Raw genomic sequence first — 12,197 nt, forward strand, 5'->3', positions numbered from 1 at the left:
ATCCCCACCCGAAAGTGGTTCAGCGTTCGACTTGCATGTGTTAAGCACGCCGCCAGCGTTCGTCCTGAGCCAGGATCAAACTCTCCAACAATGAAAGTTTAATCGAGGCAATGTTAATGCTCTCAAAGGAACCTCATACGAGGTTATATTTAAGCTCTACTGGCTTAGTTCACTAGCACACTGTTGAGTTCTCAAGCAACACACTTCGGACCGCCGCGCCGCGAAGCGCCTTGGTCTTCGGCTTTTGTTTCAAGCTTTGTTCCAGGGATACCACCCTGGTTCGGGACCACCCACTCTACCACGATCGTGGGAGCTTGGTTCGTGTTCCCGGCGGCCACCCGGTTTCCCTGGCGACTTGGAGAACTTTACATGCCCCCGAAACCCCCTTGCACAGGGGGGTCCCTTTTATCGCGCCAGGCCGCTGACCTGCACCGATCGACGATCAAGCCGGCTGGGGCTCCCCGTGGGTCGCGACGACCGTCAGCGCGACGAGCGCGGCCGTCAGCACCGCGGCGACGTGGATGGGCGCCGGCGTGAACGAAGCCGCCAGGACGAGCACCGCCGTCACCGGGAAGCCGATGGCGATCGGCCGGCACTCGTTGGTCGGCCCGATGTGCAGCAGCCACACGCTCAGCAGGAAGACCGCGACCGGGATCGTGGTCGGCAACGCGGCGGCCACCCCGCCGAGGTGCAGCGTCCCCGTGTCGTACGCGACCGCCACTTCGAGCCCCGCCCCGACCGCCGCGATGGAGGCGAAGATCAGGTAGTGGCCGTAGCCCCAGCTCATCGACGTGAACATCGTCGGCCGGCGGACGAGCCGCGCGTGCCCCGGGCGGTCGAAGTACAGCCACCACATGGAGAACACGAGCACCAGCCCGGCCGCGGCCAGCGAGACGAGCGCGCCGGTGTGCCCCGGCTCCGCGGCGCCCTCCTTGATCGCGTTCGTCGCACCGAGGATCACTTCGCCGAGGACGATCAGGGTGAACAGGCCGTACCGCTCGGCGATGTGGTGCGGGTGCCACGTGGTCCCGTGCCGGCGCTCCGCCCAGATCGGCACGGCCATCTCCAGCACCGCGAACACGACGAAGGCGACAACCCGCACCCCCTGCGGCAGCCACTGGTACGAAACCCACAGCACCTGGACCACCGAGATCCCGGCGGCGTAGCGCAGCGCCGTGGGCCGGCACCGCGGGTCCGACCGCGCGGCCCGCAGCCACTGGAACACCATCGCCAGCCGCATCAGCACGTAGCCGACGACCATCAGCCGGAAGTCGCCCTCGAACGCGCTCGACACCGCCGCCGCGACGGTCAGCCCGCCGGCGATCTGCACGAGCGTGGCCAGCCGGTACGGGACGTCGTCGGTGTCGAACGCCGAGGCGAACCAGCTGAAGTTCAGCCAGCCCCACCAGATCGCGAAGAACACCATGGCGAACGACGAGACGCCGTGCGCGGCGTGGCCCTCGGCCAGCGCGTGGTGCAGCGACGCCCCGGCCTGGCCGACGGCGACCACGAAGCAGAGGTCGAACAGCAGTTCCAAGGGGGTCGCGACGCGGTGGTGCTCACCGCTGTCGCGCGAGCGCATCGGCCGGTACCACACCCGGAGCCGGCTCTCCGGCCGCGACGGCTGCTGGGTCATCGAAGCTCCCGGTCTCGTGCCTGTCGGACGCGGTCATCCCAACATGATCACGAGCGCGGTGGAAGCACGACACGAAGAACGGGCGGGCCCGGTTCCCCCTCACCCGGGCCCGCCCGCTGCCGTCACGCGCCGGCGGCTGCCGATGGGCATCCCTTCCGCGACTGCCGGACGGTCCCCCGCGGACGCCGACACTCACTGGACGGAAGGTGACCGAGTGTGTCCATTCCCTCGAACTCCGGACGCCTCGATCGCTCGGGCCGGTCACCCCATCCCCGGGTGGCCGACCGATTGCCACTGTCGGTAGCCGAAGCCGCGCAGTGAAGGCTCCATAAGATCTACCCGGTTGCTCTGCGTAGCACCAGTGTCTTTCCGTGCTCGTCACTCGTTTGGAGCATCGCGAATCTGCGGAAAGTAGTGTCCTAGCCCCGTTGGACGTCCGCGGCGGACGTCTCGGACCGCCGGTCGTCGCTGTCGCGGTCGGAAGTCTGCGCACGGTGGCGCCGCGCCCGCAGTTCGGCGATCGCGAGGGCCAGCGCGGCGCACGTCAGACCGGCCGCGCAGCACAGCGCGACGGTGAGCGCGAGCGGGTAGTCCGTCGCCGTGCCGACGACCGCGCCGAACACCGACGCGAGCACGGCGGTGCCGATGGCCGTGCCGATCCGCTGCCCGGTCTGCAGCGCGCCGCCGGCGACCCCCGCCATCCGGACCGGCACGCACTCGAGCGTCAACGTCGTGTTCGGCGAGATCACCATGCCGCCGCCCACCCCGGCGAACACCAGCGGCAGTGCGAACGCCCACCCCGAAGCCGACGGCGGGACGACCTCGGCGAGCAGCGCCACCGCCAGCAGGCCCAGCGCGACCATGGCCAGGCCGGTGACGGTCAGCCGCCGGCCGTACGTCGGCACGAGCCGCCCGGCGACGGCCGCGGACACCGCCGAGCCGATCGCGAACGGCGTCACCGACAGGCCCGACTGCAGCGGTGTGTAGTGCAGGCCCTGCTGGAAGTACATCGCGAAGACCAGCCAGATGCCGGCGAACCCGCAGAAGTAGAGCGCGCCGACCGACGCCCCGGCGGCGTAGCCCGGCGTGCCGGTGAACAGCCGGGTGTCCAGCAGCGGCGACCGGCCGTGCCGCACCACCCGCCGCTCCCAGCGCACGAACGCGAACCCGAACACCGCGGCGACGAGGAAGAGCCACCACAGCTGCGCGAAGCCGCCGCTGTCGGAGTCGATGACCGGCAGCAGCACGCTGAGGACGGCGACCGCGAGCAGCGCGATGCCGACGAAGTCGATTTCCGACCGGACCTTGATCCGCTTCTTCTCGCTGCGCGGCAGCAGCCGCAGGGCCAGCGCGAACGCGAGGACGCCGATCGGGACGTTGACGTAGAACACCCAGCGCCAGCCGTCCTCGGCGCCGAACACGGCGAGGATCGCGCCGCCGAGGATCGGGCCGACCGCCGTCGAGATCCCGACGACCGCGCCGAACATCCCGAACGCGCGGCCGCGCTCGGCGCCGCGGAAGAGGTCCTGGATCAGGCCGGTGTTCTGCGGGGTGAGCATGCCCGCCGCGACACCTTGCGCCAGCCGCGCGATCACCAGCGTCGTCTCGTTCGGGGCCGCGCCGGCCAGCGCGCTCGTGATGACGAACGCGGCGAGGGCACCGAGGAACATGTTCCGGCGGCCGAACGCGTCGCCGAGCCGGCCGCCGGTGACCAGGACCAGGCCGAACGCCAGCGCGTAGCCGGAGACGACCCAGCGGATGCCGCCGCTGGTCGCGTGCAGCCCCGACTGCATCGACGGGAGCGCGACGTTGACGATGCTGACGTCGAGCAGGCCCATGAACCCGGCCGTCAGCGAGACGGCGAGCGCTTTCCAGCGGCGGGGGTCGGGTTCGTAAGTCATCCTGCCCAGCAAACACGAAGGGCGGGATCCGCGCGCGCTGTCGCCGCGGTCCCGCCCGTTTCGTGCCGTATTAAGTGCTCGCGGTGATGCCGCGGATGCCCTTCAGCTCGCCGATCAGCATGGAGCTGACCTTGACCGGGTAGTCGTAGAGCGCGAAGACCGTCTGGTTCCGGCCCACCAGCTTGAGGTGCACCGGGGTTTCGCCCTTGTGGGCGAGCAGCGTGGACCGCAGCTCGCTGACCACCGACTGGTCGATCTTCTCCGCCGCGGCCAGCAGGACCAGCGGGGGTTCGTCGTCGCCGTTGCCGGTGCCGACCTCGGACAGGTCGAGCGTCGCGAGGCCGCCGCCGAAGACCGACATCTTGTCTTCGCGCCAGTTGACCCGGCCCTTGACCAGCACGGCGTTGTCTTCGATCAGCTCACTCGCGAAGAGCGCGTACGACTTCGGGAAGAAGAGCACCTCGAGCGAGGCGTCCATGTCCTCGACCGTGCAGATCGCCCAGGGCTCGCCCTTCTTGTTGACCCGCCGCTCCAGCGACGTGATCAGCCCGGAGATGACGATCTCGCCTTCCTTGGGCGGGTCGGCGAGGATGCCGGCGATCGGTTTCGGGGCGTGCTTGCGCAGGATCCGCTCGGCGCCGTCCAGCGGGTGGGCCGAGACGTACAGGCCGAGCATCTCGCGCTCGTAGGCGAGCAGCTGCTTGCGCGGGTACTCCTCCTCGCCGAACTTCAGGTGCGCCAGCGGCGAGGACGACGGGGCCGCCTCGCCCTCGTCGCCGCCGAAGCCGAAGAGGTCGAACTGGCCCATCGCCTCTTGGCGCTTGAGCGGGACGACGGCTTCCACCGCGTCTTCGTGGACCTGGATCATCGACAGCCGCGTGTGGCCGAGCGAGTCGAACCCGCCCGCCTTGATCAGCGACTCGATGACCCGCTTGTTGCAGGCCACGAGCTCAGACTTGTCGAGGAAGTCGGTGAAGGAGGCGTACTTCCCCTTCTCCGCGCGGGTCTTGATGATCGACTCGACGACGTTCGCGCCGACGTTGCGGACGGCACCCATGCCGAAGCGGATGTCGTCCCCGACGGCCGCGAACCGCAGGGCCGACTCGTTGACGTCCGGCGGGAGCACCTTGATGCCGAGGCGGCGGCACTCGGACAGGTAGACCGCCGACTTGTCCTTGTTGTCGCCGACCGACGTCAGCAGGGCCGCCATGTACTCGGCCGTGAAGTTCGCCTTGAGGTACGCCGTCCAGTAGGAGACCAGGCCGTACGCGGCCGCGTGGCTCTTGTTGAACGCGTAGCCGGCGAACGGGAGGATCGTGTCCCAGAGCGCCTTGACGGCCTCGGCGGAGAACCCGCCCGGGACCAGGTCACTGGCCTTCATCCCGGCTTCGAAGCCCTCGTACTCGAGGTCGAGGACTTCCTTCTTCTTCTTGCCCATCGCGCGGCGGAGCACGTCCGCGCGACCCATCGTGTACCCGGCCACCTTCTGGCCGATGTGCATGATCTGCTCTTGGTACACGATCAGGCCGTAGGTGTCGGCCAGGATCTCGCGCAGCGGCTCGTCGAGCTCCGGGTGGATCGGCTTGACCTTCTGCCGGTTGTTCTTCCGGTCCGCGTAGTCGTTGTGCGCGTTCATGCCCATCGGGCCGGGGCGGTACAGCGCGCCGACCGCGACGATGTCGTCGAACACCGTGGGCTCCATGCGGCGCAGCAGGTCGCGCATGGGCCCGCCGTCCAGCTGGAACACGCCGAGCGTGTCGCCGCGGGCGAGCAGCTTGTAGGTCTCCGGGTCCTCGACACCCAGCGTGTCGAGGTCGATGTCGATCCCGCGGTTGGCCTTGATGTTGTCGATCGCGTCGCCGATGACCGTGAGGTTGCGCAGGCCCAGGAAGTCCATCTTCAGCAGGCCGATGGCCTCGCACGACGGGTAGTCCCAGCCGGTGATGATCGAGCCGTCGTCACGCTGCCAGAGCGGGATCGCGTCGGTCAGCGGGTCGCACGACATGATGACCGCGCAGGCGTGCACGCCCGCGTTGCGGATCAGGCCTTCGAGACCGCGGGCGGTCTCGAAGATCGTCTTGCACTCGTCGTCGGTCTCGACCAGCGCGCGGACCTCGGCGGCCTCGCCGTAGCGCTCGTGCTTGTTGTCGACGATGCCCGAGAGCGGGATGTCCTTCGCCATGATCGGCGGGGGCAGCGCCTTCGAGATCTTGTCGGCGATCGCGTACCCGGGCTGGCCGAAGTGGACGCGCGCGGAGTCCTTGATCGCGGCCTTGGTCTTAATGGTGCCGAAGGTGATGACCTGGGCGACCTTGTCCGAGCCGTACTTGTCGGTCGCGTACCGGATCATCTCGCCGCGCCGGCGGTCGTCGAAGTCGATGTCGATATCGGGCATCGAGACGCGCTCGGGGTTCAGGAACCGCTCGAACAGCAGCTTCTGCGGGATCGGGTCCAGGTTCGTGATGCCGAGGACGTACGCGACGAGCGAGCCGGCGGCCGAACCACGGCCCGGGCCGACCCGGATGCCGACGCGGCGGGCGTAGCTGATGAGGTCGGCGACGATCAGGAAGTAGGCCGGGAAGCCCTTCCCGATGATGACGTCGAGCTCCTTCTCGATCCGCTCGGGGTAGCCCTCCGGCGGGCCGCCCGGGAAGCGCCACGCCAGGCCCTTCGCGACCTCTTCGCGCAGCCAGCCGCCCTGGTCGTAGCCCTCCGGCACCTCGAAGAACGGCAGCCGGTCCTTGTGCGCGTAGACGTCTTCGTACGACTCGATGCGCTCGGCGATCATCAGCGTCGTGTCCGCCGCGCCCGGGACCTCCTTGTCCCAGTACTCGCGCATCTCGGCAGCGGACTTGAGGTAGTAGCCGTCGCCGTCGAACTTGAACCGGGTCGGGTCGTTGAGGGTCTTGCCGGCCTGGACGCACAGCAGCGCCGAGTGCGTGTCGGCCTGGTCCTTGGTGACGTAGTGCGAGTCGTTCGTCGCCAGGGGCTTGAGGTCGAGCAGCCGGCCGACCTCGAGCAGGCCCTCGCGGACCGACCGCTCGATGGGCAAGCCGTGGTCCATCAGCTCGAGGAAGAAGTTGTCGGCGCCGAAGATGTCCTTGTAGTCGGACGCGGCCTGGATCGCCGCTTCCTTCTGGCCCAGCCGCAGCCGGGTCTGCACCTCGCCGGACGGGCAGCCGGTGGTGGCGATGATCCCGTCGTGGTTCTCGGAGATGAGCTCGCGGTCCATCCGGGGCTTGCGGTAGTAGCCCTGCATGCTGGCCAGCGAGGACAGCTTGAAGAGGTTCCGCAGGCCGGTGGCGTTCTGCGCGAGCATCGTCATGTGGGTGTACGCGCCGGCGCCCGAGACGTCGCCGCCCTCGCCCAGCTCGTCGGACCCGCGCTGGTTCGACTGTCCCCAGAAGACGGGCTTCTTGTGGAAGCGGCTCTCCGGCGCGATGTAGGCCTCGATGCCGATGATCGGCTTGAGGCCGTGCTTCTTCGACTGCTGGTAGAACTCGTCGCCGCCGTACATGTTGCCGTGGTCGGTCATGCCGACCGCGGGCATGCCGAGCCGCGCCGCCTCCGCGAAGAGAGGAGCGATCTTCGCCGCACCGTCGAGCATCGAGTACTCGGTGTGGACGTGCAGGTGGACGAAGGAATCGTTCGACACCAGCGAAAACCTCCCCTAGGTGAATGGGACCGGCTGCGCCCGGGTCCCTCACCCTAACCCGTGGCACCGACAGTCCTCGAACGTGCTCGCCGCCGTCGATTCTGCTCCTCGCGGGCGGTGTTCCGCCGCTGCGACGCGCCCCCCTTTCCGGGCGATGGTGATCACGGTGCGGCGGGCGGGCACCGGACGCGACCGGCCGATCACGGGCGGCGGCGGACGGCATGAACGACTCGTTCATGGCTTCGGATGGCATGAACGAGTCGTTCATGCCATCCGGCCGGGTTGGGTTGGCGGGTCTTGGAGGTCGCGCTGCCGAGCGGGCTCGGCGGGCGGTGGAGGCTTGGTGGCGGGGACTCGGCTGACGTGGCGGGGCGGGGCGACGCAGCCGGGCGGGGCGGCGCGAGCCGGCGGCGCAGTCGGGCGGGGCGGCGCAGTCTGGCGGCGCGGGCGGGCGGCGCGTGCGGGCGGCGCGGGCGGGCGGCGGGCTGGTGGGGCAAGAGGCCCGGTGAGGTGAGCCACAGCCGCCCTCGCTCGCGTTGACAGCCGCTCCTCCGCCGCCGAGCATCCCTCCCATGAACCTGTCTGACAGCCAGACAGCCGGACAAGGTGGTCCCCGGCGGGTCAGCGCCATGGAAGCCGTCCTGGCGCACCTGCGGCAGCTCATCGAGCGCGGTGACTACCCCGTCGGCGCCAAGCTGCCCTCCGAAGCGGCCCTGAGCAGGGAATTCGAGGTCAGCCGGTCGGTCATCCGGGAAGCCCTCCGCGGCCTGCAGGCCCTCGGGATGACCGAGTCCAAGACCGGCAAGGGCACCTTCGTCACCGCGACCGGCCCGGCCGACAACCCCACCTTCGGGCCCTACTCCGCCCGTGACCTCATCGAGGTGCGCCGGCACGTCGAGATCCCCGTCGCCGGCTATGCCGCCGCCCGTCGCAGCCAGGACGACCTCGACCTGCTCGGCCACCTCCTGGACCGGATGGACGCCGAGACCGACAACACCGCCTGGGTCGCGCTCGACTCGCTCTTCCACATCACCATCGCCCAGGCCTCGGGCAACCCCGTCTTCGGGAAGGTGATCGAAGAGATCCGGGACGCGCTGGCCCGCCAGTCCGCCTTCCTCAACCAGCTCGGCGACCGGCGGCGGCAGTCGAACATCGAACACCGCGAGATCGTCACGGCCATCGCGAGCGGCGAAGAAGAACGAGCCGTCGAAGCCATGACCGCGCACCTCACGCACGTCGAAGCCACTCTCACCAGCATCGTGAACGGGGACCAGTGACCGAGCAAACCCTCACGGCCCCCGCGGACGCGGGCGACGCCGGCTACAACAAGGCCCTCAAGCCCCGGCACGTCAACATGATCGCCATCGGCGGCGCGATCGGCACCGGGCTCTTCCTCGGCGCCGGCGGGCGGCTCGCCCAGGCCGGGCCCGCGCTCGCCATCGTCTACGCCGTCTGCGGCCTCTTCGCCTTCTTCGTCGTCCGCGCGCTCGGCGAGCTCATCCTCTACCGGCCCTCCAGCGGCGCCTTCGTCTCCTACGCCCGCGAGTTCATGGGCGAAAAAGGCGCGTACGTCGCCGGCTGGATGCACTTCCTCAACTGGTCGACCACCGGCATCGCCGACATCACGGCGATCGCGCTCTACGCGCATTTCTGGTCGTTCTTCTCGCCGGTCCCGCAGTGGGTGCTCGCGCTGATCGCCCTCGCCGTGGTCCTGACGCTCAACCTCGTCTCGGTGAAGCTGTTCGGCGAGATGGAGTTCTGGTTCGCCATCGTCAAGGTCGCCGCGCTCGTGCTGTTCATGGTGATCGGGATCTTCCTGCTGGTGACGCAGACGCCGATCGACGGCGGCGTCCCCGGCCCGCAGCTGATCACCGAGCACGGCGGGATCTTCCCCACGGGGCTGCTGCCGATGGTGCTGATCGTGCAGGGCGTCGTGTTCGCCTACGCCTCGGTCGAGCTGGTCGGCGTCGCCGCGGGCGAGACCGAAAACCCGGAGAAGATCATGCCGAAGGCGATCAACTCCATCATGTGGCGGATCCTCGTCTTCTACGTCGGCTCGGTCGTGCTGCTGGCGATGCTGCTGCCGTGGAGCTCCTACACCAAGGACCAGAGCCCGTTCGTCACCGTCCTCTCGCACCTGGGCGTGCCCGCGGCCGACAGCGTGATGAACCTGGTCGTGCTCACCGCGGCGCTGTCCAGCCTGAACTCCGGGCTCTACTCGACCGGCCGGATCCTGCGGTCGATGGCCAAGGCGGGCTCGGCGCCGAAGTTCACCGGCGTGATGAACCGCAACCAGGTGCCCTACGGCGGGATCCTGCTCACCGCGTCGGTCTGCGTGCTGGGCGTCGGGCTCAACTACCTGGTGCCGAAGGAAGCCTTCGACATCGTCCTCAACTTCGCCGCGATCGGCATCCTGGCGACCTGGGCGATCATCGTCGTCTGTCACCTGCTGTTCGTCCGGAAGGCCAAGCGCGACGGCCTCGAGCGGCCGGCGTTCCGGCTGCCGTTCTCGCCGTACACGGAGATCGCGACGCTCGTGTTCCTCGCCGCCGTCGTCGTGCTGATGGGCTTCGACGAGACCGGCCGGATCACGCTGCTCGCGCTGCCCGCGATCGCCGTCGCGCTGGTCGTGGGCTGGTTCACGGCCCGCAAGCGGATCGACATGCGCGCGTTCGACGAGGAGGGCATGTGATCACCGAACCCCTGGTCGAGCTGGTCCGCGACGGCATGGTCGAGGGCGTGCACCACGGCTCCGCGATCGTGCTCGCCCCGGACGGCACGACGTTGTTCGCCGCGGGCGACCCGGACGCCGCGATGTACCCGCGCTCGACGGCGAAGCCGCTGCAGGCCACGGCGATGGCGCGGCTCGGGCTGCGCCTGTCCCCCGCCGGGTTCGCCATCGCGGCGGCCAGTCACTCCGGCGAGCCGATGCACCTCGACGCCGCGCTCGACGTGCTCGACGGCCGCTCCCCCGACGCGCTCGGCAACCCCGCGGACTACCCGTACGACCCGGTCGAACGGGACCGCTGGCTCGCCGAGGGCCGGGCGCCGAGCCGGCTGGCGCAGAACTGCGCCGGCAAGCACGCGGCGATGCTCGCGACCTGCGACCTGAACGGCTGGCCCACCGACGGCTACCTCGCCCCGGCGCACCCGCTGCAGCGCGCGATCGCCGCCACCGTCGAGGACCTCACCGGGCACGGCATCGAGCGCGTGGCGGTCGACGGCTGCGGCGCGCCCCTGTTCGCGACGACGCTGCGCGGGCTCGCGACCGCCGTCTCGAAGATCGCCACGGCCGCGCCCGGCACGCCGGAACACCTGGTCGCCGACGGGATCCGCCGGCACCCGGAGCTGGTCGGCGGCAGCCGCCGGGACGTCACCGCCGTCATGCGCGCGGTGCCCGGGCTGATCGCGAAGGACGGCTTCGAGGCCGTCCAGGTCGCCGCGCTGCCGGACGGTACGGCGATCGCATTCAAGATCTCCGACGGCGGTGACCGGGCGCGGTACCCGGTGCTCGCCGCGGCGCTGAAGGTGTGCGGCATCGACGTGCCGCCCGGACCGGACAACCTGCGCGTCACCGGAAAGCTTCTTGTGGAGAGCCAGCGATGAGTACCCGCCGCGAACACGACCTGCTCGGCGACAAGGACGTCCCCGCCGACGCCTACTGGGGCGTGCACACCGCCCGCGCCCGCGAGAACTTCCCCATCACCGGCACGACCATCGCCGCCTACCCGCACCTGATCGAGGCGCTGGCCGCGGTGAAGGAAGCCGCGGCCCGCGCCAACGCCGAGCTGGGTCTGCTGGAACCCGGGATCGCGGACGCCATAGTGAAGGCCTGCCGGGAAATCCGCGAAGGCGCGCTGCACGGCGAGTTCGTCGTCGACGTCATCCAGGGCGGCGCCGGGACGTCGACGAACATGAACGCCAACGAGGTGATCGCGAACCGCGCCCTCGAACTGCTCGGGCACGCCAAGGGCGACTACCACGTCGTGCACCCGAACGAGCACGTCAACCTCGGACAGTCGACGAACGACGCCTACCCGACCGCGGTCAACGTCGCGACGATCCTCGCCGTGCGCGAGCTGTCCGAAGCCATGGTCGTGCTGGAGAAGGCGTTCGCCGCCAAGGCCGTCGAGTTCCACGACGTCCTGAAGATGGGCCGCACGCAGCTGCAGGACGCGGTCCCGATGACGCTCGGCCAGGAGTTCGGCACCTACGCGGTGATGCTCGGCGAGGACCGGCTGCGGCTGAACGAGGCCGTCGCGCTGCTGCACGAGATCAACCTCGGCGCGACCGCGATCGGCACCGGCCTCAACGCCGCGCCGGGCTACGCCGAAGCCGCGTGCCGGCACCTGCGCGAGATCACCGGGCTGCCCGTCGTCACCGCGGCCGACCTGGTCGAGGCGACCCAGGACTGCGGCGCGTTCGTGCACCTTTCGGGCGTGCTCAAGCGGATCGCCGTCAAGCTCTCGAAGAGCTGCAACGACCTGCGGCTGCTGTCCTCGGGTCCGCGCGCCGGGCTGAACGAGATCAACCTGCCGCCGGTGCAGGCCGGGTCGTCGATCATGCCCGGCAAGATCAACCCGGTGGTCCCGGAAGTGGTGAACCAGGTCGCGTTCGAGGTGATCGGCAACGACGTCACCGTGACGATGGCCGCCGAAGCCGGGCAGCTGCAGCTCAACGCGTTCGAGCCGATCATCCTGCACGCGCTCTCGGAGAGCATCACGCACCTCGGCGCGGCCTGCCGGACGCTGGCGACGAAGTGCGTCGCCGGGATCACCGCGAACGTCGACGTGCTGCGCGCCTACGTCGAAAACTCGATCGGGCTGGTCACCGCGCTCAACCCGAGCATCGGCTACGCGGCCGCGACGGAGATCGCCAAGGAGGCCCTCGCCACCGGGCGCGGCGTCGCCGAGCTCGTCGTCGAAAAGGGCCTGATCCCCGCCGAGGAGCTGGCCAGGCTGCTGCGTCCGGAAACGCTCGCCCGCGCGAACTGAGGTACGGTCGG

7 protein-coding genes and 1 rRNA gene are annotated in these 12,197 nt (G+C 69.6%); 4 read left to right on the forward strand and 4 right to left on the reverse strand.

Annotated features, from left to right (window positions below):
- The 4 genes from BLV96_RS33405 to dnaE form a co-directional block, all read right to left on the reverse strand.
- Positions 1-91: ribosomal RNA gene (locus tag BLV96_RS33405) — 16S ribosomal RNA — on the reverse strand; the annotation flags it as partial.
- A 351-nt stretch (positions 92-442) separates the two neighbouring features.
- Positions 443-1,636, reverse strand: coding sequence for a low temperature requirement protein A (locus BLV96_RS33410; RefSeq protein WP_086681014.1), 1,194 nt, complete (start codon positions 1,634-1,636; stop codon positions 443-445).
- 419 nt (positions 1,637-2,055) lie between these two features.
- A complete protein-coding gene (locus BLV96_RS33415) occupies positions 2,056-3,537 on the reverse strand; it encodes an MFS transporter (protein ID WP_086681012.1) in 1,482 nt (493 codons plus the stop codon).
- Positions 3,538-3,607: 70 nt separating this feature from the next.
- Entirely contained in the window at positions 3,608-7,192 is a 3,585-nt protein-coding gene (dnaE, locus tag BLV96_RS33420) for a DNA polymerase III subunit alpha (RefSeq protein WP_086681011.1), read from the reverse strand.
- 629 nt (positions 7,193-7,821) lie between these two features.
- Here dnaE and BLV96_RS33430 point away from each other — a divergent pair.
- Genes BLV96_RS33430 through aspA form a run of 4 tightly spaced genes read left to right on the forward strand, consistent with a single transcriptional unit; the run spans position 7,822 to position 12,186 of the window.
- The gene (locus BLV96_RS33430; RefSeq protein ID WP_086685315.1) at positions 7,822-8,469 is read left to right on the forward strand and encodes a FadR/GntR family transcriptional regulator; all 648 of its coding nucleotides are present in this window, start codon (positions 7,822-7,824) and stop codon (positions 8,467-8,469) included.
- Complete coding sequence (locus BLV96_RS33435; RefSeq protein ID WP_091389860.1) at positions 8,466-9,884, forward strand: amino acid permease; 1,419 nt, start codon at positions 8,466-8,468, stop codon at positions 9,882-9,884. The genes BLV96_RS33430 and BLV96_RS33435 overlap by 4 nt, the downstream gene beginning before the upstream one ends.
- Positions 9,881-10,798, forward strand: coding sequence for an asparaginase (locus BLV96_RS33440; protein WP_086672495.1), 918 nt, complete (start codon positions 9,881-9,883; stop codon positions 10,796-10,798). The genes BLV96_RS33435 and BLV96_RS33440 overlap by 4 nt, the downstream gene beginning before the upstream one ends.
- The gene (gene aspA / locus BLV96_RS33445; RefSeq protein WP_086672497.1) at positions 10,795-12,186 is read left to right on the forward strand and encodes an aspartate ammonia-lyase; all 1,392 of its coding nucleotides are present in this window, start codon (positions 10,795-10,797) and stop codon (positions 12,184-12,186) included. The genes BLV96_RS33440 and aspA overlap by 4 nt, the downstream gene beginning before the upstream one ends.
- Positions 12,187-12,197 lie beyond the last annotated feature (11 nt).

Source organism: Amycolatopsis pretoriensis (genome assembly GCF_900107925.1).
Classification (GTDB): domain Bacteria; phylum Actinomycetota; class Actinomycetes; order Mycobacteriales; family Pseudonocardiaceae; genus Amycolatopsis; species Amycolatopsis pretoriensis.

What these genes read in the sequence shown, in the direction of transcription:
- BLV96_RS33430 (WP_086685315.1), top strand. Translation starts at nt 7,822, where the DNA reads ATGGAAGCCGTCCTGGCGCACCTGCGGCAGCTCATCGAGCGCGGTGAC.
- BLV96_RS33415 (WP_086681012.1), bottom strand. Translation starts at nt 3,537, where the DNA reads ATGACTTACGAACCCGACCCCCGCCGCTGGAAAGCGCTCGCCGTCTCG.
- aspA (WP_086672497.1), top strand. Translation starts at nt 10,795, where the DNA reads ATGAGTACCCGCCGCGAACACGACCTGCTCGGCGACAAGGACGTCCCC.
- BLV96_RS33410 (WP_086681014.1), bottom strand. Translation starts at nt 1,636, where the DNA reads ATGACCCAGCAGCCGTCGCGGCCGGAGAGCCGGCTCCGGGTGTGGTAC.